The organism is Agrobacterium pusense, assembly GCF_900102105.1.
In the GTDB taxonomy this organism is placed as follows: Bacteria; Pseudomonadota; Alphaproteobacteria; order Rhizobiales; family Rhizobiaceae; genus Agrobacterium; species Agrobacterium pusense.
Genome location: NZ_FNBB01000002.1, coordinates 1 through 25142 on the forward strand (window position 1 = coordinate 1; position 25142 = coordinate 25142).

The window sequence follows — 25142 nt, forward strand, 5'->3', positions numbered from 1 at the left end:
GGGCTCAGCAGCGACGATGGCGTCAGCGGCCTGTGCGCCGGATACTGCTGCGAGAGCCGCAGCGGAGCCGATCAGAAGGCTCTTGATGTTCATGGGTTGACCTCCAGTCAAAGTTTTTATCCACCAACGCAGAAGTCCCGAAACCGGTTGTCCCCGCCTCATTGGCCCTGCGTTGATTCACAAAAGACAGAAAGTCGCCTCATTCCGCAATCCGGATTCGCTGATTTAGTGTGATTGAATGGAGACGAACCGCAGAAGGTGTGTCCAATAAGTAACAGAATCGCATTTGCCCTGTTGAAAACGTTAAGCTCTCATTAGGAAATTCAAGCGGTTCGGTGGAAGTTTCGTGTCGCCGGGAGGGCGCAAGGAGGGAATCGGTGGGCAATCTGTCTGTGGCGTTTCGTAATAAGAACTGCTGCTCACCCATCGAACATTTTGTAAACGGTTCGCCTGTAGGCTTCGCCCATGAAGAAGCCGAAAACCTCCAAGCCTCTTCTGAGGCACGACGAACCCCTCCGCTCGCGGCCACGACGTCGTCGGGACCCCGCTCAGCCGGCGTTGCCACTGGAACCAATGCCGGCGCGCATTGAACCTGCCCTCGCGCTGCTGAAACAAAAGCCGCCTTCAGGCGACAAGTGGGGATGGGAAATCAAGTGGGACGGCTACCGGCTGGCGGTCCATGCCAATGCCAACGGTATCCGAATATTGACACGCGGGGGCTACGACTGGGCGGCGCGCTTTCCCGCCATTGAGCAAGCGGCTCGAGCCCTTGGACCGGCATCATTCATTATCGATGGCGAGGCTGTCGTCCTGGACGAACAGGGGCGGTCGGACTTCAACGCGCTGCAAAATAGCTTAGGTGCCGTTGGCGCGCGCAGCGGCAAGAAAGTGGCCGGGGACGCCATCCTCTATGCATTCGACCTTCTATACCTCGACGGCCGCGATCTCCGCGAACTGCCGTATAGAAGCCGCCGGCACATGCTTGAAGAAATGTTGACCGGCGTCGATGGCGCCATCCGACTATCGGAAGAGGTAGAGACCGACAATCCCGGCCTGATGCTGGAGCACGCCTGTCGCCTCGGGCTGGAAGGTATTGTCGGTAAGGATCGGAACAGTCCCTACCGGAGCGGAAGAACTGGCGACTGGATCAAGGTGAAGTGCGTCCAGTCGGAACCGTTCGTGATCGTGGGATATGAACCTTCCATGTCGGCAAGCGGCGGCTTTGCCTCGCTCTTGATGGCCGCCTATGACGGCGACGAGCTGCGCTATGTTGGAAGCGTCGGCACGGGCTTTAAGGAGCGGACCGCAAACGAACTCCGTCGCTCGCTCGACAAGCTGCCGTGGCGGAAGAAAAAACCGCCTGTGTCCTATTCGGGTCGGCGCGAGGTCGTTTGGGTGCAGCCGACGCTTATTGCGGAGATCGAATTTCGGCAGATGACGCCCGATCGTAAACTGCGCCATGCCGCATATAAGGGCCTCAGAGGGCGGCAGGATAACGCAGACGTGTACCGTCTTGATTAATCGTCGCCGGTTTTCGTGTTACCTCGCCCCATGAGCGAATTCAGAATAGAGCCCATCACGATCAACTGGGGTAATTTCGAAACCCTTGAAACCGTCACCGACCTTGCGACGGTTCTCCTTCATGAGTGGCCCGGAAGCACAGAGGCGCAGGCGTACGTTACCGCTCTTATGGTTTGCTCTGCCGTCCTTGAAAATGGCTTGGACGACCGACCCGAAGACGCGCGCCTCGCTTTTGTCGAAGCTGCCTATGAGGCCGGTCTGTCGGTCAGTCCCGACGGCGAAGCGCAAGATTGGTGAGAAATGGTGTTCGGTTGACGAGAGAACCCGCTGGATTTAAGCGAAAACGCAGAATATGGCCATGGCTGCTAGTTTGCATACTGGTTCTTATCATCGTCACCGGTGTATACGCCTATCTGGAAATCACCGCCATGATCGAGGATCTTGGCCGTTTGTGGGACGACCTGGTGCAGTTGTTCTGGCTGATTGTTCCGGACGGCGAGAAATAGAAATTCTGGCAAAAAGAAACATGCCGGAGCGGGTTGTGGATCGTCCTCGTTAACAAAAGTTCATTTGCAATTGAGAGACAAAATTCCTATTTTTGCTCCGTGGACAAGCGCTAGAATCGCCCCAAGTTGCCGAAAGGCAGCAGCACTCTTTGCGGTGTGGGACAGGGGCCTAGGGGTCCACGCACGGGCCCTAGGAAACTAGGGCCTTTTCTTTTGGGCTATTATCCAATCGATGAATGTTTTTTGTTCACCATTCAATGGGCATTTAGAATAGGGCGGGATAATCGTAAGTCCTGAGTTCAAAGCATTGCCTTTGAACTTCAAAAACCTTGATGAAATCTCCTTGGCATAGCGATCTTCGCAGCGGCCGTACCCATTTGGCTCTAGGGCTTTCCACACAGCGCTGGTGAACAAATCTGCGATTTGGAGGCCAGCCCTAACCTTGTGGTTCTCGACCGCAATGTCGTCAGGGTTAAGGACAGTCCAATCGATGGACCGGACAGGCTTCATCTTCTCCTTACCATCCCGCATAAATGAAAGATACTCGCGCATCTGTTCGTAGTCGGTTCCTTTTCTTCGCGAAAATACGACCTTCAGTCGAGCCTGTGCGCCATCAGCTGAAGCGCGCCTTTTGCACGCTGCTGTAATTCTTTCGAGCAGAAACCTTGTGAGATAGTTGTAGAGGTGCTGTTTTCGCTTGAATATATCAATCTCTTCAGCGTCCAGTATCGTCTCTTTGCAGGATGAGATGACGCATGCGCCAATAGGCTTTTGCGCAATTATTGATGAGGCGTGTACCCGTTGATCGTGGCTCAGGTCCCGAAAATGAAGGTCGCGTGCTTTCTTGTTTTTGAAGGCGCTCATTATTTCGTCGCGCCAGGAGGGCAGAAGCTTGTCGTTGCCTTCGTTGACCACGCATGCGCCGATGGAAAACCATTTTGACTGAGCGCTTGGAACATCATCCCGAAGCTTGCCGAATCCCTCATCCCCAGCTTCATCAACGTAAGCGACAAACCGATTAATTTTAATGGGCTCGTTCACCCCAAATGCGCTCAATACCGCCCCCTAGGCTCGCTCACCGCTGCTTCACCTCGTCCCGTTTCAACCGCTCAAGCTCTTCGGCTCCCAGCGCCGCCTCAAGCACAACAGCATATCTGGAGAAAAGCTCCTGATGGTCAACGCTTCTCGTAGGGACTGAGAGAAGTCTGAAATTATTTCCCTCGTCAATTGTAGCGTTAATGTGATGCCCATTGAAAAATTCAAAATCCGATTGCCAAAAAACCTATTTGGGAAGGTCTAAGTACTCGTCGGCAGATTTCGCGCGCCCGTGCACCTTCTCCCATTTGCTGATGTAGTCCCCGGCTTTTTCGATCAATGTCTTGGAAAAAATTTCACAGCTCTCTTTTGAAGCCCATAAGACACCGGTTACGGAATTGTGGGAGACAAGCAAATCATTTGTATTTTTTTGCCGAATTGCTCGGACATTGGCGGGCGAGGTCTCCATTCTACTTTCATCGATCTTGGCCAACGCGTGTGAAAAGCGATTGGAATTATTATTGTCGCCAACACTCACTAGGAACTCGCTAATCTTTGGATTTTCTAACAGTGCCTTAATTACATCAAAAGCTTCTCGCAGCCGCTCGATATTGGCGTCTGAAAAATCAGTTTCAAAATCTGTGATGCGGCGCTCAAGTAGGTTTAAAAAATGCCTCATTCTAGTCGCTTCAAAAACGAGTAGGCATGCAAGCGCGTAATGATCGGAGTAGTGGAGCTTTTGAGCCTCGCTGTATTGGTCACGAAGAAACGTTAGCGTGACCAAAGCAGCAAGCGCGGCCGCCCAACCGCCCATTGCACTAACCCATCCTAAGATACATCCCCCGCCAGTCTCGCACACAGCACCACGGAAATTTTCCCACCCTACGTAACTCAAAAGAATCGCCGCACCTAAGACGAGGACGGCAACCCAACCGCAATTTTTTGACCACCAATGGCTAAGTAACTTTATGCCACTCCCAAGGGTAACAAATGCTTTGGGCATATCGGCTTTGATTTTGAATGGTGACTTCATTTTTGTCACCAACCGCCTGGCCGCGACATAGCACTTCGGTGACCGCATAGACTACCATCCGCAGCTCGGTCATAGTAGGAGTAGCAATTCCCTGGGTAGCTTCTTGTGGGGTAGCCACCCCCGCAATTGTTGTTGGCGCAAACAGCAACGGCCGTTCCGACAAGCGCCACAGCGACCAAAGCCGCGGCAGCCGCATCTTGGTTCCGAACCATTTCTGGACATTGATAAAACTGCACACCCCGCCGGCTGAGTTCGTTCGCGAGCTCCTGCTGGAATGCTGGGTCTTGGCTTTGCAAGTATGTGCGACAGAGCGTCGGCTTATCGATCGACTTTGGATTGGCGTTGAATGCCTCGCGCGAAGTGGTGCATGCGCTTAAGGCACACGAAATGAACAGGGCGCCAAGCACCCGCAAATAAACAATTGTCAAGAAAGCCCCCAATAACGTCCCCGCGAACACAAAAACACGCAGAGAGATTGGAGTCGAGTCTACTCAACTAGAATTTTTATTAGAGAAGATAAAGAACCACCGGGAGACCCTTGCGACCTCAAAGTACACTCAGAGCCACGAGGTTGAGGATGAATGAAAGAAGTAAGGTTGCCAAAAGGGGATACCAAACCTTTCCGACCAATTTCCCGGTTTGTTCGATAAACTCGCTAAAAGTATGCGAATTTGCGTGCAAACGGACGACGCAGAACGCGAGCAATACTCCTGTCGCTCCGACCGGCGGAAGGATGGAGTTTGGGGTAAATCTGGTGCTCGGAATAATAATTGCCAGCACTAGTAAGTAGACGATATAGACGATCAAAAAAGCAATGAGGATGCTGAGGGCGGCGTAAAGAGCTATCGACGCTATCTCGCTCGCGTCGATCCGACGGTTTGAACCAGCTTCCCGCATTTCTCTTCCTTTGCTACTCGCTAAATGGCGTATGTGTTTACCTGACCGTGCCCTGGAGGCACCTCTGTCTTGTCGGATTGGAGAACTTAATCACTTGGGAGCCGACCGATCACATCCACACGGTCGCACGTCCCAGTGGCGGGTACGACATCAAGTTTTTCACCAACCGCGTATTTATCCAGAGGCCTTCCAAGTCTCACGGTCTTCTTGCAGGAATGTGTAATGCCCTTTTGCTGACGCTCGAAAACAATCGTGCCGAAAGTGAAGGTCTCGTAGTGCGTCTCAAATAACGGTTCACCTCTGCGGCCCGCGACCTTGACTTTTTGATCCCACACTTCCTGAATTGTTGCGATGGAGTGGGCGAAATTACTGAAGCGCCATGCTCGCAGGCCGACAACTAGGGCCCCGACGAAAGCAATGCAGCACACCAACAGTATAGGCCACGCAAACCTGAATGCGTCGAGCTTCGGATCGTTGTGCTGTCGATGTAGCATGGTGAAACTCGACTGTTGCATATCTTTGGTGAGGCTACGGCAAAATAAAGGGAGCCCTCCGAACACCCTTCATGGGCGGGGTGACTTAGTCTCCAACCACCTTCAAAACCGGTGGAGCGCCTTCGGCTCTGAACGTTTTAAGATCCACCTGCGTCAACGGCCCGCGCGAGGTCATCATCGCCAAGGTGGAGACTTCCACATCAAGGCCGGTCTTGTGAACTTCCTTGATGGCATCGTTCAATTGGCGAAGCGCCATCGCCAGTCGTTGTTCTGCATTTTTCTGGCGAGCGATGCGGGATATCATCGTGACGGCTCCTTTTCCTGGTGGTGCTCCCAGCGATACCATTTAGGTTTTCCAGCATACGATTTCGAGAATTCGAAGCCGCTCCACCTACGACAATTTACCCGCTCGTACCAGCGGCGGCGTCTCATAGATGCCATGTCTTGCCACCTTCGCATATTCCCAATGGTTAAAATTGAGAGGTGTGGAAAGCCGGGAAAAGGTGGCCGCCAGACTCGCATTTCAAGTGGTGGGAGGTTGAAATTGCGCGGGGAGGTGCTTCCAATGGCACTAGCGTATCACGCAAGGAATGCAGTCATGGCTCAACGTGCGAGGGCCCGGGTTCATCGTGCTGGCGAAATTGCTGGGCAGAAGCTTTGGACCGACCAAGAGCGAGAGACGATCATCCAACTTGCTCCAGATTACAAAGCTCTTCGGAAGGCTCTTCGGCGTAGGAGTTATGTCGCGATAAGAGCCCAAGCCGGTAAGCTGGGGCTCACAAAGGAAATCCACATCTGGACTGGCGCCGAGCTTTCCAAATTGCGAAAGCTCTATCCGGAAGCGTCTCCTCAAGATATCTGCGCAGCCTTTCCACATTCCACCTGGCACAATATCCAGCAAACTGCACGCTACCACGGCTTCAGGAGAAAGCGGAAAGGTTACAAATTAACTGGGATACCGGGACTAGACGAAGTCAGACGTCGTTGTTTCGAAATAGGCTGGACTATGCCAGATTTGGATAAAGCTGCGCGCACAGGGACGTACTTTAGCAGAGCGGGATGGATCGGGAAAAGGACCAACCACCGAGCGCTTGGCAGGGCAATAGAAGCGCTTGATGGCGCCGTTATGCCGGAATGGGCGAGATACGAGTGATTGATAAAGAAAACCCGCCGGCAGCCTCGTACTACCAGCGGGTTCTTTCAACTTCCGGCCAGCTGGCCGGAAGTCTCTCGACCTCCATAACGGAGGCGCAGATCAATTGCACCAATCAATGCGCACATTAAAAATCTGCCACCTGCTTTCCCTTGGGGCGCTGTATTAATCGTCCCAGTAGTTGACCTTCATTGGCGGATCGCCTTCCGGATCGTAAAGGGGATCCGGATCTGCGAAAAGCAGCTTGGCCTCTAAAGATGTCTGAATTGCCTCAACACGCGTTTGCTCCTCCAGCTGCATTAGCCGCTTTTGAGCCCACTCAAGCATGCGTCGGTAGTCCGCCGGGAGATCTTCACAATACGGAACGGTGGAAATTGTATCGCGTAAATCGTCTGCCTCACGGCGCGCATTGGCAATACTTTGCAAAAAGGATAGGCGATCGCTTTCACGCTTCGCTCGTTGCTCGGCCATCTTCCTACGAGACGCCATATGCGCTCGACGCGCAGCTTCTTGGCGGCTTCGCTCTTCGTACTCTCGCTCGGCTACGTGGTTTAAGCGAAAGCTCTCAACAATCTTATCAAGGTGATCCTCAATTGAACCACTATCCCTGTCGATCCATTCTTTCTTTACGCCGTCCGCACGACCAAAAATACGCAGCTTAAACCGACCAACGTGCTTGTAGGTGAAGCTCCTCCATTCAGTCCTTGAAACGTTGGTTTCTCTTTTTCGTGGAGCTTCTATTTCGAAATCTACAGTCGTCCCGGCCTTCGAAAATCCCAAACGGCTTCCACCCCCATCAAAAATGAACTCGTACCGTTTTAGCTGCCGCGCGAGACTGTCTAATATCGCTCCAACTCGGTTGACATCTTTCGGAGCGACCTTAATCCACTTCAACTGAATAAAGCCGTCCCGATCGACTTGGCACCTCCGCAGTTCTGAAATGAAGGCTTGTACGTCTGGCTGAAGCTTTCCGGATGTTAGTTTCGACGGTCTATTCGCCTCAACCCCTGTTTCTGGTGCGGGGGCCGGCATCGTCAAAAAAGGTAAGCGAGTTTCATCGCCTGCGCTGCGCGATAACAATTGATTTTCAGCCTCAACCTCCCGTTTGGCTGTAGCCATGACTTCTAAGAGATAGGGACTGGGCGCGCTTAATTGTCTGCCTCCGATGTGCACCGTGTGGAGCGCCGTATTCTCAACCGCCCGCAGGGGCGTCCGCTTAACCGGTTGCCCGGCGTCGATTTTTGCCCAATATCCCCTCGACGGCACTGGAACGAGGTATCGCTGACACGTCTTTGCAAGCCCTCGGTCTGATAGGCCGTACGTTTCCGCCAGCTTCTGCATTGGGGTGGACCACACTAGTTCGTAAAGCTCCTCCCGCGACATCGACCTCTTCGGATTTTCCATGATTGCCTCCTAGCGGTGAAGCGAGATTTATGAATCTATGGGGCGTCTGCGAGCTTTCACTGACGTCATAGACGCGGATCGATGCACGAGTTTTGTGGGCCATGCTCAACTGCACGTCACGACTTGTGGAAAGGTGACCCCAAGGCTACGAGCAGTTCAGTCCGGCATCTTGGAAAGTAATGTCGTAAGATGACCGGTCCAATGTGAGCGAAGGGCAGCAGCGTTTCCATCCTCATGGCCGTAACAATTTGGCGCATTTCTTGGAGGCCATAGACCGCCACCAGTTCCTCCACCATGTCGAATGCCGCTCGATAGTCTCCGGCGGTCATGGTTCTGAAATCCACGCCTTCATATCTGGATTGGAAAAACTGTTCGACAAGATAAATTTTTGCGTGTTCTGCCAATCCCTCTTCAAGCACCGTTGCTTGTCCGGTCTGCGGGCCATTAGGAGTGAGGCAATGAACTAGTTCATGCGTCAGGTGGAAAAAGCGCGCCAAACCGTCATCGGCTTGATGCTCAGGCAGGCAAACCGCAACCTGTTTGGGATTGTCTGGGTCGGTGTAGATTGTGAAGGGAAACCTTCGCTCATGGAAATACACGCCATCGAAGATGACTTCCGGGTGGGGGGTGCCAAAGAAGCCAACAACGAGCTCCTGTGTGAGCGCCACTTCGCTAGGGTCCATCTGGTTCAGAGTATCGAACTGGATAAAATCGTTCTGGCGCATCTCGGCTCCGATGGAGAGCGGTGCTTCCTATATGCTTCCTGTAAGATTTTTATCCATCTAACAAAATCGCTGGAAGCCTTGAGAAAATGGCGCACCCGACAGGATTCGAACCTGTGACCTTTGGAATCGGAATCCAACACTCTATCCAGCTGAGCTACGGGTGCAGCGGCCACGCTTGAATCGCGTGCAGCGGTTGGTTCATACCCTAGCTTTCTTTCCGCATCAATGACTAAAAATCCAAGATTTGCGAAACCTTGCCAGTTTTCGAGACCGCAGGGTGAAGAGGGCCGGAAGTGCGGGCGTGCGGTTTTTGGGCGACTTTGCGCGCGGGGCTGCGTCGTTTGGCGTCCCAGGTCTCGCGGAAATCGATTTCACCTATAAGTAGTAGCTTGTCACGGGTCCCGCGTGCAGTTTCAGCATGTTCATCCGTCGTGGGCCGCGGTGCCCGTATGCCTGCCAGAGAAGGGTGACCCCGCGGTTCCGGCCCCTCAAAATTGGCGGGTAAATAGTCATGCTTTCGGCGCAGATTTTGTCGCCAGATGGCGGGCAACATTGGGTTTCCGGTCATTAACTGTCAAATTCTTATACAATATTAGTATCATCTACATTTATTTAGGATACAGTTTCGTGACATTGTCAGTTATGATTTCGGCAGGGTAAAGGACGAATCAGGCGGGGGATCGGATGGCTTTGCGATTGGCACATAGCAACGGGCCGCGGACGGAAAAGGTCGAAAGCGGCAGCGCGCAAACGACGAATCTTACGGCGATCGATTACGGTTTGCTGACGACTGCGATCAGCTATCATTTGCGGCACTCGCAACTTGCCGTGGCAAACGGTTTTTCCGATGTGCTGGCGGAGCAGGGATTGCGGCCGGCCGATTTTTCCGTTCTCGTCATCGTCGGCGGAAATCCGGGTCTTAAACAAAGCGATGTGGCCGAGGCGCTCGGCATCCAGCGGGCTAATTTCGTTGCCATCGTCGACAGCATGGAAGAGAAAGGTCTGCTCGTCCGCCGCAGGTCGGAAGAGGACAGGCGCGTTCATTTCCTCGACATGACGGCCGAGGGTAGCCGTCTTCTCGACCGCCTTTCCGATGTCTGGCGCGACCGCGAGGAAAAGCTGATCGACCGTATCGGCGGCAAGAAGGCCCGCGACCAATTGCTGGCGCTGCTCGGCCGCCTGCGCGACTGACGTCCGGCGCCGGTGTTTCCCCATGCTCAGCTCGGCAAATGCTGGCCGGAAGGGCGGCGGATTTCATCCGTGGTGGCACGGCACCCCCGGTTATCAGCTAATCTCCATCACGGCAGCCTGATATCCCTCGGTCCGATTTGCGTTGCAATTTGTCTGCGAAACGGTCAAGACGCATGGAATCCCCGTGCCATGCGGTGCCCGCGCGGCAGCGAGCGACTGACCGGAAAAGCCAGAGACGGAAACACCATGCTGAATATCGATACGAGTCATCCGCTTTATCGTCCCCTGTGGGTGCGGTTGCTCATCGTCGGTTTCTGTGTGGCATGGGCTGTCATCGAATTCGTCAATCGCGAGTTTTTCTGGGGAACCGTCGTGGGCGGCATAGGCGTCTATGCGGCCTATGAACTGTTGGTAAAATTCAAACCCGCAAGCGACGGCGACAAGAGTGGGGACGGGGCGGTTGCGCCCGCCGCCGAAAATCCACCCACCGATAAGGACGATGCCGGCTGACGCGTCGCGATTTTCCGTTCATCGCCTGTCTTGAGCTGCCCGCCTCTTACCGGAAATGCTCTCGCATCCGAAGCATGCGGAGCGCCTGGTCGATCAGGAGATTGGCTGCCGTCATGCGCAGTGTCGCATTGTGCCGGAACTGCGGTTTCACCCGGTCGGGATGATTGAGGCGGGCGAAGGCGCGGCGCTTTTCCGCGAGCGTTGCCGCAGTGTCGGTCTCCTGGATCGCCAGTTCCGCCGAAACATCGGCAAGTGAGGTCTTTTCGAGGTGGGCCGGCATCGGTTCCGGTTCGCTCTCCGGTTCCGGCTGGGGTTCCGCCGGTGGCGCGGCGTCTTCCAGGAAGGCGAGATAGGCGTCGAGATTACCGTTCGCAGCCGCCGGCGCTTCGATATGCGTATCGACAACGAAGCGTGAGCTGAAGCCGGCAATGCGGTTATCCGCGGGCGGGGGCGGCTCTGCGCCTTCGTCTTCTTTCTCCTGCTTCAGTCTTTCGACGACAGACTGGAAAACGGATTGTCCGAAGAGCATACGGCTGTTCCTTCGCCGGTCACGATTTCCGGCCCTTGTAGTGGATGAAGGTGGCGTCTGGCTTGCCGCCGTCACTGGGCAGTCAGCTTGCGGCTTTCATCCAGCACCAGATCGTAAAGCAGGCGGGCGCTGGGCGGCAGGACGCGCCCCTTGGTGGTGATGATGCTGTAGGGCTTGACGACCAGTTCGAAATCCGTCGGCAATATGCGGGTCCGGCCGATATCGGCCCGCTGGCCGGCCACGAATTCGGCCATGTCCTGCGCAATCGGCGCAATGGCATCGGTGTTGCAGACAAGCGCAAGCGTGAGAACCACGGATGGCGTGTTGATGACGTTGCGCGGCATGGCGACGCCGTGGGTAAGGAAGACATCCTCCATGGTGCGCCGCAAAAGCGCGCCAGGGGGCTGGAACACCCAGTCGTAACCGGAAAGATCCTGCAGGGTGACGGGATCGCCGCCCAGAAGCGGGTGACCTTCGCGCACCACTAGACAGGCGCGCTCAATGCCGATTTCGTGGATGGAGAACAGGCCTGGATCAAAGTCATCCGGTATGCGGCCGATGATGAAATCGTGGCGCGCAGCCAGCAATTCCCGCGCCAGCACGTTGCTGCTCTCCACCTGAACATTGATTTCAATGCCGGGATAGGTGTCCATGGCCCGTCTTATGGCGGGAACCACGAGGCTGATGGCGGGCGCGGTCACCGCGCCGATGAAAACGGATCCGCCGCTGCCGGACTTCATCTGATTGAGTTCGCGACTCGCCTCACGCAGCTCCAGCAATATGGTGCGCGCCCGTCGCGCCAGCGCCTCGCCGAACTTCGTCAGAACCACACCGCGCGATGCTCTCTGACAGAGCGGCGATTTGACGATCGCTTCCATTTCCGAGAGCATGCGCGAGGCCGCCGGCTGCGTCATGTTCATGGCGGCGGCAGCCGCGCTGACCTGCCCGTGCTCCTCGATCATGACCAGCATGCGCAGGTGGCTCATCTTCAATCCGGCCCGCAGCAACGGGTTGTCTTCAAAGACAAAAAGGGCATCCGTTGTTTGCGCCTGCTCATACACTTTCTGGTTGCTCATTCGCGATTTTATACCCCTCATCGGTTTTTGTATCGATTTAATATATCATAATTGATATATGGAAACTGATTTATTCTATTTGACAGTTATATGGATTCAGAACAATTTGCGGAATGCCGGGGAGGAGCGGCAGCTGTTCCATTTCGCAATTGCGAAAAGGGAGCGAGCAGGGCGCGGCTTCTTCCTCTGACGGCATGAATTTCCTGGTGCACCGCAACATGCGGGTCCAGAGAAGGGCTCAAGGGAGAGAGTTAATGAAGTCCATTATTTCGCTGATGGCAGCTTGTGCCATCGGTGCTGCGTCTTTCGCAGTGCCGGCTTTCGCACAGGACAAGGGCGCTGTTGGCATCGCCATGCCGACCAAGTCTTCCGCGCGCTGGATCGATGACGGCAACAACATCGTCAAGCAGCTTCAGGAAGCTGGTTACACGACCGACCTGCAGTATGCCGACGACGATATTCCGAACCAGCTTTCCCAGATCGAAAACATGGTCACCAAGGGCGTCAAGGTCCTCGTGATCGCCTCGATCGACGGCACCACGCTGTCGGACGTGCTGAAGCAGGCCGGCGAGCAGGGCATCAAGGTCATCGCTTATGACCGCCTGATCCGCAACAGCGGCGACGTCAGCTACTACGCCACCTTCGACAACTTCCAGGTTGGCGTTCTGCAGGCGACTTCGATCGTCGACAAGCTTGGTCTGAAGGATGGCAAGGGTCCGTTCAACATCGAACTCTTCGGCGGCTCCCCTGATGATAACAACGCCTTCTTCTTCTACGACGGCGCTATGTCTGTTCTCCAGCCTTACATCGACAGCGGCAAGCTCGTCGTGAAGTCCGGCCAGACCGGCATGGACAAGGTCGGCACGCTGCGCTGGGATCCGGCAACGGCCCAGGCCCGCATGGACAACCTTCTCTCGGCCTACTACACCGACGCCAAGGTTGACGCCGTTCTGTCGCCTTATGACGGTCTTTCCATCGGCATCATCTCCTCGCTGAAGGGCGTTGGTTATGGCACGAAGGATCAGCCGCTGCCGGTCGTTTCCGGTCAGGACGCTGAAATCCCGTCCGTGAAGTCGATCATTGCCGGCGAACAGTATTCCACCATCTTCAAGGACACCCGCGAACTCGCGAAGGTTACCGTGAACATGGTGAATGCCGTTATGCAGGGCAAGGAACCTGAAGTGAACGACACCAAGACCTATGAAAATGGCGTCAAGGTTGTTCCGTCCTACCTGCTGAAGCCGGTTGCAGTAACCAAGGAGAACTACAAGCAGGTTCTCGTCGATGGCGGTTACTACAAGGAAGACCAGCTGAAATAAGCCTGATACACATGCGGGGATGGCTTGGCGTCATCCCCGTTTTTCCATAAAAATAAAAACGCCGGAATTAATCGGGCGCTGGATTGCGATATGGCCAATACCATTCTCGAAATGCGGAACATCACCAAGACGTTTCCGGGCGTGAAAGCGCTTGAGAACGTCAACCTCAAGGTTAAGGAAGGTGAGATCCACGCACTCGTCGGTGAGAACGGCGCGGGAAAGTCGACCTTGATGAAGGTCCTTTCCGGTGTTTACCCCGCCGGCACCTATGAGGGCGAAATCCACTATGAAGGCGCCGTGCGAAACTTTCGCGCCATCAACGACAGTGAAGATATTGGTATCATCATCATTCACCAGGAACTGGCGCTCGTGCCGCTCCTGTCGATTGCGGAAAACATCTTCCTTGGCAACGAGGTCGCCTCGAACGGCGTGATCAGCTGGCAGGAGACCTTCAATCGTACGCGCGAACTTCTGAAGAAAGTGGGTCTGAAGGAATCACCGGAGACGCTGATCACCGATATTGGTGTCGGCAAGCAGCAGCTGGTCGAAATCGCCAAGGCGCTGTCGAAAAGCGTGAAGCTGCTTATCCTTGATGAGCCGACCGCTTCGTTGAACGAAAGCGATTCCGAGGCGCTGTTGAACCTGCTGATGGAATTCCGCAAGCAGGGCATGACCTCGATCATCATCACCCACAAGCTGAATGAAGTGCGCAAGGTGGCCGACCAGATCACCGTGCTCCGCGACGGCATGACGGTGAAGACGCTCGACTGTCACAAGGAAGAAATCAGCGAGGACGTCATCATCCGCAACATGGTGGGCCGCGATCTCGAAGATCGTTATCCGCCGCGCGACGTGCCGATCGGCGAAACCATTCTCGAAGTGAAGAACTGGAACGCCTATCACCAGCAGCACCGCGACCGCCAGGTTCTGCATGATATCAACGTCACCGTGCGCAAGGGCGAAGTCGTCGGTATTGCTGGCCTGATGGGGGCAGGGCGCACCGAATTTGCGATGAGCGTGTTCGGCAAGTCCTATGGCCACAAGATCACCGGTGAAGTGCTGATCAACGGCAAGCCAGTTGACGTCAGCACCGTGCGCAAGGCAATCGATGCCGGTCTTGCCTATGTCACGGAGGACCGCAAACATCTCGGTCTCGTGCTCAACGACAACATCCTGCACAACACCACACTCGCCAATCTTGCCGGCGTCTCGAATGCCAGCATCATCGACGACATCAAGGAAATGAAGGTGGCGAGCGATTTCCGCACGCGCCTGCGCATCCGCTCGTCGGGCATCTTTCAGGAAACGGTCAACCTTTCGGGCGGCAACCAGCAGAAGGTTGTGCTCTCCAAGTGGCTGTTCTCCAATCCCGACGTGCTGATCCTCGATGAACCGACCCGCGGTATCGATGTCGGCGCGAAATATGAAATCTACACCATCATCAACCAGCTCGCTGCCGATGGTAAAGGCGTTCTGATGATCTCATCGGAAATGCCCGAACTGCTCGGCAATTGCGACCGCATCTACGTCATGAACGAAGGCCGCATCGTCGCTGAATTGCCGAAGGGAGAGGCGAGCCAGGAAAGCATCATGCGCGCTATCATGCGCTCAGGGGAGAAGAACTCATGAGTTCGGCAAACACAACAAACGAAGAAAGTAACGTCGTCTCGGTCACATCCTATATTCGCTCCAATATCCGCGAATATGGCATGCTGATCGCGCTCGTCGCCATCATGGTTTTCTTCCAGTTCTACACCGGCGGCATCCTGTTCCGCCCCGTGAACCTGACCAACCTCATCCTGCAGAACTCGTTCATCGTCATCATGGCGCTGGGCATGCTGCTTGTCATCGTGGCCGGGCATATCGACCTTTCGGTCGGTTCCATCGTCGCCTTCGTCGGCGCGATCGCGGCCATACTGACCGTGCAATGGGGCATGAACCCCTTTCTGGCGGCATTGATTTGTCTCGTCATCGGCGGCATCATCGGTGCGGCCCAGGGTTACTGGATCGCCTATCACCGCATTCCGTCCTTTATCGTGACGCTGGCGGGCATGCTGGTGTTCCGCGGCCTGACGCTCTTCGTGCTCGGCGGCAAGAACATCGGTCCGTTCCCGACCGATTTCCAGATCATCAGCACCGGCTTCCTGCCCGATATCGGCGGCATTGAAGGTCTCAACACCACCTCGATGATCCTGACGGTGCTGATTACCGTCGTGCTGTTCTATCTCGCATGGCGTCGCCGTGTCGTGAATGTGAAGCATGGCATCGATGTCGAGCCTTTCGGTTTCTTCATCGCCCAGAACCTGCTGATTTCGGCCGCGATCCTGTTTCTTGGCTACCAGCTTTCCACCTATCGCGGCCTGCCGAACGTGCTGATCGTGATGCTTGCTCTCGTTGCGCTCTACAGCTTCGTGACGCGTCGCACGACCATCGGCCGTCGCATTTACGCCATGGGCGGCAATGAAAAGGCGACCAAGCTTTCGGGTATCAACACCGAACGCCTGAGCTTCCTGACCTTCGTCAACATGGGCGTTCTGGCTGGTCTCGCCGGCATGATCATCGCGACCCGCCTCAACTCGGCAACGCCGAAGGCCGGCGTGGGCTTCGAGCTTGACGTTATCGCGGCCTGCTTCATCGGTGGTGCTTCGGCATCCGGCGGCGTTGGCAAGATCACCGGTGCGGTCATTGGCGCCTTCATCATGGGTGTCATGAACAACGGCATGTCGATCGTCGGTCTCGGCATCGACTTCCAGCAGATGGTCAAGGGCCTCGTGCTGCTCGCCGCCGTGTTCTTCGACGTCTACAACAAGAACAAGGGCTGATCGGCTCACCCATATAGCAGTCCAAAAAGTGGCCGGTTTCCGGCCACTTTCATAAGATGCAGGCGCAAGGCGCCGCGTAGAAGAGATAAAGGCGCATTGCGCCGGAGGAAGGAAATCCCGTGCTCATTTCACAGATTAAAGATGCCAGCGGCAACATCACCGTAGCGGTTCGCGAAGAAGGCGGAGAGGCACGCGCAGTCAAGGGCGCAGAGTCCGTTTATGCGCTTGCCATGGAAGCCGCCAATGGCGACAAGAACCTTGCAGATGTCATTTCCGCGCATGGTCTGGGCGATGCCGTCGATCTTGAAAAGGCTTATGCCGAAGGTCGCTTCCTGCCGCCGATCACCCATCCCGATCCGGCTCATCTGCATCTGACCGGCACTGGCCTTACCCATCTCGGTTCGGCCGCGACCCGCGACAGCATGCACAAGAAAACCACGGAAGCCGCCGAGGAAAGCCTGACGGACTCCATGAAGATGTTCCGCATGGGTCTGGAAAACGGCAAGCCGAAGGCCGGTGAAAAAGGCGTTCAGCCCGAGTGGTTCTACAAGGGCAACGGCCATGTGGCGGCAGCGCCCGGTGCGGCGCTCACCTCGCCTTCGTTTGCGCTGGATGGCGGCGAAGAGCCTGAGATGGCAGGCATCTACGTGATTTCCGACAAGGGCGAAGCCGTGCGTATCGGCTTTGCCGTCTCGAACGAGTTTTCCGATCACGTCACCGAGCGGATCAACTATCTCTACCTCGCCCATTCCAAGCTGCGCCCGGCAAGCTTCGGTCCGGAAATTCGCGTCGGCGCCCCGCCGTCCGATATTCGCGGCACCTCGCGCATCCGCCGCGGTGATAAGGTCATCTTCGAAAAGCCGTTCGTATCGGGTGAAGACAACATGTCCCATACCTTCGCGAACCTCGAATATCACCACTTCAAATACGGCCTGTTCCGTGCGCCTGGCGATGTGCATGTGCATATGTTCGGCACGGCAACGCTTTCCTTCGCCGAAGGTATCAAGCCGGAAGCGGGCGACGTCTTCGAAATCGAAGCCGCCGGTTTCGGCCTGCCGCTGAAGAACCCGCTGGCGGTCGATGCGGAAGAGGAGATCGTGGTTCGGCAGATCTGATCTGCGGGCGATCTTTGGGAATGATAGAGGGAGCAATTGCTCCCTCTATTCGTCTACCGGCCTTGAACCGGTATCCAGCCAGCCCAAGTCTTTGGGCTGAAAAGAGTCTTTTCTCCGCGCAGACGCGCGTCGGCTGGTTTCCGGCTCAGGGCCGGAATGACGTAGGTCATATTGTCTGCGTCACCTGATCACGAGCAAATGTCGCTATGGCTATCGCGAGGCAAAATCCTGCAGATGCGAAACATCCGCCAGTGAAACGATGGCGCGGTTCTGCCAGTAATCGTCTTCCTTCAAATGCGTTATGCTGCCGGAGCGCGCCGGAAAGCTGACATAACCGGCGCTGTCGATCGGCATCTTGATCCATGCCGCAATGACGAAGGTCAGGGCGAAGCCATGGGTCACGATGATCTGCGTGGCGCAGGGCCGCGCGATGATCATGTTTACGGCTCGATACACCCTTTCGGCAAATTCGCGTCTCGTCTCGCCATCGGCAATACCGCCACGATGGTCAAGGCGATTATGGTGCGGTGCCGGGATTTGACGCTCATCGAGCCATTGCTGCGGCATGCCTTCGGCCTCACCATAGCTCATTTCCCTCAAGTCACGCATGGTCTCCATTCGCTGCCCGAAGCGTTCCGCGATGATTTCTGCGGTCTGCGAGGCGCGAAGCAGGTCGGAGGTGAAGATTTCCACGGGCTCACCACCGACCAGCGTCGCCAGTCTGGCAGCCGCCGCCCTGGCATCGGTCCTGCCGTGCGGCGTCAGTTCGGTATCATACCAGCCGCCGACCCGGTTCTCGACATGGTGGACCGACTGAGGATGAGTTACGACATAAATGTTCTTCACGGTGGTGTCCTGCTTCTTTGCGGTCAGCCCTGTTCAAATCCCCAGAGCTTGCCTTCTCCCACTTCCACCGAGTTCCCGGAGGGGTCGCGGATATAGACGGAATAGCTATCATTCGGCCAGCGGTGATAGTGCTCGATAGGAATCCCGAGCGTTTCGAAGTGCGCTTTCCAGCCGTCTACCTCCGATTTGTCCCTTGCGTAAAAGCAGAAGTGGCCTTCACCTGCCGTGCCATGGCGAGGGATGGGATTATCGGGATCGGCTTTGCGCGACTTCTCGGGGTCGAAAACCAGCAGTACCTGCCGCCCGCACCTGAAAAAGACGAAGCTTCCGGGCACCTTGCGGATGATCTCCAGACCGAAGACATCGCAGTAAAAAGCCTCGGCGGCTTCGAGATCATTCACATAGATCGCGGTTTCCATGATGGCTGTTGGCGGTTGCATGGTGCCTCCTATGGTCGAGATGTGGTGAGGAATGATGGGTAAGCGGCGGGCGGCGTCATGTCTTGTAGGTCAACACCGTCAGATCGTGCTTGCCGACGCCCCGTTCGAGGACGGTCCAGCCGCAGTTGAGGTAATAGTCCTCAAGACCTGCCTCGCAGCAGAGGTAGCAGATCTCGTGACCGAGGTCGGCGGCACTCTTTGTCGCGGCCTGCATCAGCGCGCGCGCCACGCCAGAGCGTCGGCGGTCTTCTTCCACCCACAGGGCCGCGACCCAGGGAAGATAGTGCGGGCGCTCCTCGAGATCGCAATGAATGAGAAAAGCGGAGCCGACATAGGCGTCGCCATCATGGGCGACGAAACCGGTGGGGAGGGCGTGAGGATTTGTCATCTCTTTCAGGTGCTCGAGGACATCGCCCACCTTGAGGCCGCTATCTTGCCACCACGCCGTCCAGACCCTTTCTGCTATGATGGGTCCATGCGACTGGCAGTCGCGATAGTCGGAAATGCTGTACAATGCCGTCTCCCGGCCGGTTTTGTCCCAAAAGGATAAACCGGATCATGCTTTCAACTGAGAACGGCGATTAAAACGGGTGCTGCGCCATTTTGCAACCGTGAACCTGTCGCGGTTGGTTAGCGCTTTTTGGCCATGACATGCAGCCAGTCTGTCGGCAGCTTGTCGTAACCGCTTCCCTGCCGGGCTTCGATCTCTACGCCCGTCCAGTCATATTGCCCGTAAAGCTCCTCCAGCCATGACCTGGACGGATAATTGTAATAGCGGCCGAACGTATCGCGTCCTTCAGCCTCTCCGGCCTTGAAGCTCGCATAAAAGACGCCGCCCTGTTTCAGTGCCGTGTGGATACGGCCGATGATGCCGCGCAGAGCAGGGCGTGGCACGTGCAGCAGGCAGGCATTGGCCCAGACGCCGTGATAGCGCCCGACCTCATCGATATTTTCGAACAGCAATATCCTGACAGGAATGCCGAGTCGGGCTTCCGCAGCCTTCGCTATATCGGGCGTTCCATCTGTGGGATGCACGTCGAAACCGGCTGCCAGCATATATTCGCTTTCCTGCCCGCCGCCGCATCCAAGTTCGAGGATGGTCGCGCCTTTTTCCAACTGCGACAGGAATGTCTTGAGATGCGGGCGGTCTGCTGCCTGCCCGCGGGTGGTATAGGCGGTTGCGTTGTCAGTATAGAAACCGATCGTATCGTCGTCTCTGGCGGCCATGATCTCAGCTCTGGGACTGGCTCTGGCTCTGCGATTGCTGCACGGTAACTGAAACGCTCAGCGTCTCACCGGCCGGGCCGATGCGCATGCCAGATATAGGCGCGCAATCGCGATAGCAGAGACCGGATGCGATGCGGACATAACGGTCATCGGGGCAGATATTGTTGGCGGCGTCGAAGCCGACCCATCCAAGGCCCTGCAGATGCACCTCGGCCCAGGCGTGGGTAGCGGTTTGTTCCTCCACCGCCTCCATCATCAGATAACCGGATACATAACGGGCAGGCAGGCCCATCTGACGGGCAGCGGAAATGAGAATATGGGCGTGGTCCTGACAGACGCCCCTGCCAGCCTCCAGTGCCGCTTCGGCCGTGGTTTCGATGTCGGTGGAGCCGGGAACATACTCCACCTTGCCGTGAATGTTTTCCATGAGATTGTGGAGGCGGGCAAGCTCGCTCTCGCCGACGCTCACCTTCACCAGTTCGCGTACCAGCTTTCCCGGTTTGGTCCGCGGCGTTTCCCGCAGGAAGAGCCAGAGCGGCGCGTTGCCGATGTGGTGACCGAACACGCCGGCCTTGTCCTGCGTGTTCACCGTGCCGCTCGCCACCACTTTGACCCGCTGCTGTGGGCCTTCCGTTTCCACCAGCGCGACGCGATTGCCGAAATGGTCGTCATAGGTCACTTCCACGGTCGCGCCATCGACCGAGACATCCCAGTCCTCCACCGTCTGGCTCGGGCCGGTCTGCGGTGTCAGGCGCAGCCGCTGCAAGGCATAGGGCATCGGCTCGTCATAGACATATTCCGTCGTATGGGTGATTTTCAGACGCATAAGCTGTCCCCGTCTACGCGCTCATTGATAGAAGCGGTAGCCTTCCGTTATTTCCTGTCCCAGTTGCCCGTTGCGATGGACGAATCTTTCCAGAAACTCGTGCAGGCCCTCGTCCATGACCCGGGCGATGGTGGTCGCGCGCAGGCTGTCGCGGATGCTTTCCGCCGTATCGTGTGCCTTGTGCCGCTCGCTGTAGTCCTCGGCGATGTAATTGAGGTTGCTGGCGATCTTCTCGTAACAATAGGCAAGCGAACGCGGCATGCGTCCATTGAGAATGAGGAAGTCGGCGATGTTGGCCGGTTTGTATTCCGCATCATAGACCCAGCCATAGGAACGGTGGGCCGAAACCGAGCGCAGAATGGATTCCCACTGCGCATTGTCGAGCGATGAGCCGACATGCGCCACAGCTGGCAGCAGCACGTAATATTTGACGTCGAGAATGCGCGCCGTATTGTCGGCGCGTTCGATGAAGGTGCCGATACGGGAGAAATTATAGAGATCGTTGCGCAGCATTGAACCGTGGAAGGCGCCGCGCACCAGACCGGCGCGGTGTTTGATCACGTCGATGGTCTGCGGCAGTTCCGCATGGTTGAGCTTGCGGCCGAGGATGTTCTTCAGCTCGATCCAGAATTCGTTGGTGGCTTCCCATGTCTCGCGCGTCAAAGCCGTGCGCACCATGCGGGCATTGTTGCGCCCCGCTTCGATGCAGGACATGACGCTGGATGGGTTCGATTTCTCGCGAAGAAGATAATCGATAGCATTTGCCGCCGTCACCTTTTCGCGTGTTTCGAGGAATTCCTCATGCACGCCCGCGCTTTGCAGCACGCCGTCCCAATCCTCGTCGCCGCTGCCTGAGCGCGTCAGTGAAACGCGCAGGCCCGCATCGATGAGCCGGGCGATGTTTTCAGCGCGCTCGATATACCGGAACATCCAGTAGAGCCCGTTTGCCGTTCTGCCCAGCATGGCTTAATCCTCCAGTACCCACGTATCCTTGGTGCCGCCGCCCTGGCTGGAATTGACCACCAGCGAGCCCTGCTTGAGCGCAACGCGGGTCAGGCCGCCGGGAATGATCTGCACCTTGTCCGAAACAAGGACATAAGGACGCAGATCGACATGGCGCGGCGCGATGCCGTTCTTGACCATGATCGGCACGGTGGAGAGCGACAGCGTCGGCTGTGCAATATAGTTGGAGGGGCGCGCCCGCAGCTTTTCGGCGAATAGCGCCCGCTCCTTTTTCGATGCGGTGGGGCCGACCAGCATGCCGTAACCGCCTGAACCGTGGACCTCCTTGACGACGAGATCGGCAAGGTTGTCGAGAACGTATTTCAGGCTGTCCGGCTCGGAACAGCGCCAGGTCGGCACGTTTTCTAGGAGCGGCTTGCGGCCGGTATAAAATTCGACGATCTCGGGCATGTAGGAATAGATCGCCTTGTCGTCGGAAATGCCGGTGCCGGGGGCGTTGGCGATGGTGATGTTGCCGGCGCGATAGACATCCATGATGCCGGGAACGCCAAGCGCCGAATCCGGCCGAAAAGTCAGCGGGTCGAGGAAGTCGTCGTCGACGCGGCGGTAGAGAACGTCGATGGCCTCATAACCGCGTGTCGTGCGCATCTTCACCTTGCCGTCCATGACGCGAAGGTCGGAACCTTCCACCAGTTCCACACCCATCATGTCGGCGAGGAACGAGTGCTCGTAATAGGCGGAATTATAGATGCCGGGGGTCAGCACCGCGACGCGCGGCTTGCCGGTGCAGCCCGGAGGGGCGAGCGAGGCAAGCGACTGGCGCAGCAGATAGGGGTAATCCTCCACCCGTCGCACCCGGTTTTCATGGAAAAGTTCCGGGAACATCTGCATCATCGTTTCGCGGTTTTCCAGCATGTAGCTGACACCTGACGGTGTGCGGGCATTGTCTTCCAGAACATAGAACTGGTCTTCGCCGGTGCGGACGATATCGGTGCCGACGATATGGGTGTAGACCCCGCCAGGCGGCGTGAAGCCGATCATTTCCGGCAGGAAGGCTTCGTTCTTTTCGATGATCTCACGGGGGATGCGCCCGGCGCGGATGATTTCCTGTTTGTGGTAGATATCGTCGAGGAAAGCATTGAGGGCGAGAACACGCTGTTCGATGCCCTGGGCCAGTTTGCGCCACTCACGGCCGGAGATGATGCGCGGGATAATATCGAAGGGTATAAGTTTTTCTGAACTATCGGCGTGGCCATAGACTGCGAAAGTAATGCCGGTTTTTCTGAAGATGTTTTCCGCGTCTTTTGATTTCTGGATCAGGTGCGCCCTGTCCTGCCGGCTGTACCATTCGTTATAGTTTTCATATGGGCTTCGCGGCGTGTTGTCCGCATTTATCATTTCGTCAAATGCCAACTTCGATGTCCCCTTTTTTGCCATATGAATACAACGACAAATGCAATGCAAGAACTATGCAGGCCTCCCTGAGAAGATTTTTTGTCGCCCTAGAGTTTTAAAAAAGAAGCGTTTTTTCGGCTTCCGCCTATAAATGCGGCATCGGCAAATTGGTTGCGGGGCGACGAGCGGTGTAAGCGGGCGGTGGCGCTGTTTGCGCCGTGGGCGAATGCATAAATTTTGTTCGCTCGCTTTCGGTTGATGAATGTCCGGCGTCGCATCAGAAAATCTGAAAGATGTGATCACCAAAACGCCTTTGACCTTTTGCCGGGATGCGGATACCGCCATGCTGAACACCCGGGTCGACTATTCGCCGGTTTGCGTGAAGCCGCAGAAACATCAATTCGCCGTCTGTCCCGCACCGGTAGCGGACATCATGCTACACAGAGGATGCGCCCATGTCGCTCGACCGTTTGGCTCCGGCCATCTTCGTCTTTCTCTGGTCGACGGGCTGGGTCACCGCCAAATATGCGGTCTATTATACCGGGCCGCTGACCTTCCTCTGTCTGCGCTATCTTCTGGCGGGCGTTTTGCTGTGGGCGATCTGCCGCTTTTCGTCCATCCAGTGGCCCGAAAGTCGTGTCGGTATCTTCCGGGCGATCCTGTCAGGCGTCTTCCTGCACGGTCTTTATCTCGGCATGATCTGGTGGGCGATAGGGCAGGGCGTGCCGGCGGCGATCGGCGGCATTATCGCCGGCCTGCAGCCGCTGATGACGGCGGTGGCCGCCCGTTTCATGATCGGCGAAAGGATCTCGCCGCTGCAGCGCGCCGGCCTGCTCATCGGCTTTGCCGGCATCGCCATCGCGGTGCTGCCGAAGGTCATGGCCGCGGGTGCAGGCGGGCTGTCGGTGCCGCTTTACGCCGTGGCGGTGAATGTGCTGGGCATGACCTCGGTCACCTATGGCACGCTCTACCAGAAGAAGTACGTGCATGGCGGCAACATCATGGCGGTGGCAACGCTGCAATATGTCGGCGCGCTGCTGGTAACGGTTCCCTTCGCGCTTCTGCTGGAAGATGGGCATGTGGACTGGAGCCTCGGCCTTGCCGCCACGCTCGCCTGGTCTGTCGGCGCGATTTCCATCGGGGCCGTGGCGCTGCTTCTTTATCTGATCCGGCGCGGCCAGGTTTCGCGCGCCGCTTCGCTGATCTATCTCGTGCCGCCGCTTGCCGCGGTGGAAGCCGCCCTGCTTTTCGGCGAGACGCTGACGCCTGCGATGATTGCGGGTACGGTTCTGGCGGTGACAGGCGTTTATCTCGCCAATCGCAAACCTGCCGCATCGGTTGCGGCGGGTTAATTACTGCAACCTCATATTAGGGGTTTGTTAACCATAAAATTATACCTCTCGTTAATCACATGATTTGGCGGGGGTTACATGTCTATTTCACGTCGTGGTGTTCTGTTTGGATTGCCGCTGTTTCTGGCTGGCTGCGCAAACACCGGCATCGGCCAGCACAGGCTGGATTACGCGGCGAAGCCGGAGGAAAAATTCCCGCTTCCCGCCATGCATCTCGATAAGGTGAAGCCCGAACTGCGCCGGCAGGAGGTGGCCTATGATACGCGCCATCCGGCTGGAACGGTGGTTGTGGATACGCCGGCGCGGCGGCTTTATTATGTTCTCGGCGACGGTCGCGCAATGCGCTACGGCGTCGGTGTAGGCCGCCAGGGTCTTGCCCTGAAGGGTGACGCCTATATCGGTCGCAAGGCGGAATGGCCATCCTGGACACCAACCGCGAACATGATGCGCCGCGATCCGCGCAATCTGAAATTCGCAGCCGGCATGCCCGGCGGCCCGAACAATCCGCTTGGCGCCCGCGCGCTCTATCTTTATCGCGGCGGCAACGACACCATGTTCCGCCTGCATGGCACCAACCAGCCGCAGTCCATCGGCCACGCCATGTCGAGCGGCTGCATCCGCATGCTGAACCACGACATCATCGACCTCTATAGCCGCGTGCCTGTCGGTTCGAAGGTGGTGGTGCTGCAGGCGTGAGGCGGGACGGTTTTTCCGCCTGTTGCGATCGAAAAAATGTCTGAAGCCCTGAGTTGATTTTTCTGTA

The 25142-nt window shown here is 56.6% G+C and carries 25 protein-coding genes and 1 tRNA gene; 10 read left to right on the forward strand and 16 right to left on the reverse strand.

The features are described 5' to 3' along the window. Positions 1-465 precede the first annotated feature (465 nt). A complete protein-coding gene (ligD, locus tag BLU28_RS04590) occupies positions 466-1521 on the forward strand; it encodes a non-homologous end-joining DNA ligase (protein WP_077987332.1) in 1056 nt (351 codons plus the stop codon). Positions 1522-1551: 30 nt separating this feature from the next. After that, entirely contained in the window at positions 1552-1818 is a 267-nt protein-coding gene (locus BLU28_RS04595) for a DUF982 domain-containing protein (protein WP_077987333.1), read from the forward strand. A gap of 407 nt (positions 1819-2225) precedes the next feature. On the opposite strand, the gene BLU28_RS04605 is transcribed toward BLU28_RS04595, so the two are convergent. The 7 genes from BLU28_RS04605 to BLU28_RS04650 form a co-directional block, all read right to left on the reverse strand. Beyond that, positions 2226-3083: a DUF3800 domain-containing protein gene (locus BLU28_RS04605; protein ID WP_077987335.1), complete on the reverse strand. Its 858-nt coding sequence runs from the start codon at positions 3081-3083 to the stop codon at positions 2226-2228. Positions 3084-3309: 226 nt separating this feature from the next. Then, complete coding sequence (locus tag BLU28_RS04610) at positions 3310-4095, reverse strand: hypothetical protein (protein WP_077987336.1); 786 nt, start codon at positions 4093-4095, stop codon at positions 3310-3312. Positions 4096-4641: 546 nt separating this feature from the next. Beyond that, positions 4642-4992, reverse strand: a complete 351-nt coding sequence (locus tag BLU28_RS04620; protein WP_077987337.1) for a hypothetical protein — start codon at positions 4990-4992, stop codon at positions 4642-4644. Positions 4993-5571: 579 nt separating this feature from the next. Beyond that, the gene (locus tag BLU28_RS04630; protein WP_223215387.1) at positions 5572-5832 is read right to left on the reverse strand and encodes a hypothetical protein; all 261 of its coding nucleotides are present in this window, start codon (positions 5830-5832) and stop codon (positions 5572-5574) included. Between the two features lie 972 nt (positions 5833-6804). Then, entirely contained in the window at positions 6805-8043 is a 1239-nt protein-coding gene (locus BLU28_RS04640; protein WP_139190393.1) for a hypothetical protein, read from the reverse strand. A 116-nt stretch (positions 8044-8159) separates the two neighbouring features. Then, a complete protein-coding gene (locus tag BLU28_RS04645; RefSeq protein WP_077987341.1) occupies positions 8160-8768 on the reverse strand; it encodes a hypothetical protein in 609 nt (202 codons plus the stop codon). 87 nt (positions 8769-8855) lie between these two features. Then, positions 8856-8932: transfer RNA gene (locus BLU28_RS04650), tRNA-Arg, on the reverse strand. Positions 8933-9452: 520 nt separating this feature from the next. Between BLU28_RS04650 and BLU28_RS04655 the strand changes: the two genes are divergently transcribed. Both BLU28_RS04655 and BLU28_RS04660 read left to right on the forward strand, forming a co-directional pair. Then, the gene (locus BLU28_RS04655) at positions 9453-9959 is read left to right on the forward strand and encodes a MarR family winged helix-turn-helix transcriptional regulator (protein ID WP_077987342.1); all 507 of its coding nucleotides are present in this window, start codon (positions 9453-9455) and stop codon (positions 9957-9959) included. A 246-nt stretch (positions 9960-10205) separates the two neighbouring features. Then, entirely contained in the window at positions 10206-10469 is a 264-nt protein-coding gene (locus BLU28_RS04660) for a hypothetical protein (RefSeq protein WP_077987343.1), read from the forward strand. A 46-nt stretch (positions 10470-10515) separates the two neighbouring features. Here the strand turns inward: BLU28_RS04660 and BLU28_RS04665 are convergent, their stop codons facing one another. Both BLU28_RS04665 and BLU28_RS04670 read right to left on the reverse strand, forming a co-directional pair. Continuing rightward, positions 10516-10998, reverse strand: coding sequence for a hypothetical protein (locus BLU28_RS04665; protein ID WP_077987344.1), 483 nt, complete (start codon positions 10996-10998; stop codon positions 10516-10518). Between the two features lie 71 nt (positions 10999-11069). After that, positions 11070-12074, reverse strand: coding sequence for a LysR family transcriptional regulator (locus tag BLU28_RS04670; protein ID WP_004443150.1), 1005 nt, complete (start codon positions 12072-12074; stop codon positions 11070-11072). Between the two features lie 254 nt (positions 12075-12328). Here BLU28_RS04670 and chvE point away from each other — a divergent pair, with 254 nt between their 5' ends. The 4 genes from chvE (at position 12329) to araD1 (ending at position 17330) form a co-directional block, all read left to right on the forward strand. Continuing rightward, on the forward strand, positions 12329-13393 hold the full coding sequence (gene chvE, locus BLU28_RS04680) for a sugar ABC transporter substrate-binding protein ChvE (RefSeq protein ID WP_004443148.1): 1065 nt from the start codon (positions 12329-12331) through the stop codon (positions 13391-13393). Positions 13394-13483: 90 nt separating this feature from the next. Beyond that, entirely contained in the window at positions 13484-15022 is a 1539-nt protein-coding gene (gguA, locus tag BLU28_RS04685) for a sugar ABC transporter ATP-binding protein GguA (RefSeq protein WP_022556773.1), read from the forward strand. Further along, positions 15019-16215, forward strand: a complete 1197-nt coding sequence (gene gguB, locus BLU28_RS04690) for a sugar ABC transporter permease GguB (protein ID WP_004443145.1) — start codon at positions 15019-15021, stop codon at positions 16213-16215. Before gguA ends, gguB begins: the two co-directional genes overlap by 4 nt. 119 nt (positions 16216-16334) lie before the next feature. Further along, on the forward strand, positions 16335-17330 hold the full coding sequence (gene araD1, locus BLU28_RS04695) for a 2-keto-3-deoxy-L-arabinonate dehydratase AraD1 (RefSeq protein ID WP_006699587.1): 996 nt from the start codon (positions 16335-16337) through the stop codon (positions 17328-17330). A 210-nt stretch (positions 17331-17540) separates the two neighbouring features. Here araD1 and BLU28_RS04700 read toward each other — a convergent pair whose 3' ends face one another. From BLU28_RS04700 to BLU28_RS04730, 7 genes are all read right to left on the reverse strand, one after another. Then, positions 17541-18176 (reverse strand): histidine phosphatase family protein, encoded by a 636-nt coding sequence (locus BLU28_RS04700; RefSeq protein WP_077987346.1) that lies wholly within the window; start codon positions 18174-18176, stop codon positions 17541-17543. A gap of 23 nt (positions 18177-18199) precedes the next feature. Next, positions 18200-18616, reverse strand: a complete 417-nt coding sequence (locus BLU28_RS04705; protein WP_037089696.1) for a VOC family protein — start codon at positions 18614-18616, stop codon at positions 18200-18202. Between the two features lie 55 nt (positions 18617-18671). Beyond that, the gene (locus BLU28_RS04710; protein WP_077987347.1) at positions 18672-19130 is read right to left on the reverse strand and encodes a GNAT family N-acetyltransferase; all 459 of its coding nucleotides are present in this window, start codon (positions 19128-19130) and stop codon (positions 18672-18674) included. Positions 19131-19246: 116 nt separating this feature from the next. Continuing rightward, positions 19247-19843: a class I SAM-dependent methyltransferase gene (locus tag BLU28_RS04715; protein WP_077987348.1), complete on the reverse strand. Its 597-nt coding sequence runs from the start codon at positions 19841-19843 to the stop codon at positions 19247-19249. 4 nt (positions 19844-19847) lie between these two features. Further along, entirely contained in the window at positions 19848-20669 is an 822-nt protein-coding gene (locus tag BLU28_RS04720; protein WP_004443136.1) for a transglutaminase family protein, read from the reverse strand. 21 nt (positions 20670-20690) lie between these two features. After that, entirely contained in the window at positions 20691-21632 is a 942-nt protein-coding gene (locus BLU28_RS04725) for an alpha-E domain-containing protein (RefSeq protein ID WP_004443135.1), read from the reverse strand. A gap of 3 nt (positions 21633-21635) precedes the next feature. Next, positions 21636-23045 carry a circularly permuted type 2 ATP-grasp protein gene (locus tag BLU28_RS04730; protein WP_022556767.1) on the reverse strand — a complete coding sequence of 470 codons (1410 nt, stop codon included), beginning with the start codon at positions 23043-23045 and terminating at the stop codon, positions 21636-21638. A 437-nt stretch (positions 23046-23482) separates the two neighbouring features. Between BLU28_RS04730 and BLU28_RS04735 the strand changes: the two genes are divergently transcribed. Together BLU28_RS04735 and BLU28_RS04740 are read left to right on the forward strand one after the other, a co-directional pair. After that, on the forward strand, positions 23483-24379 hold the full coding sequence (locus BLU28_RS04735) for a DMT family transporter (RefSeq protein WP_045532131.1): 897 nt from the start codon (positions 23483-23485) through the stop codon (positions 24377-24379). 78 nt (positions 24380-24457) lie between these two features. Next, entirely contained in the window at positions 24458-25075 is a 618-nt protein-coding gene (locus BLU28_RS04740) for a L,D-transpeptidase (RefSeq protein ID WP_004443131.1), read from the forward strand. Positions 25076-25142: the final 67 nt, after the last annotated feature.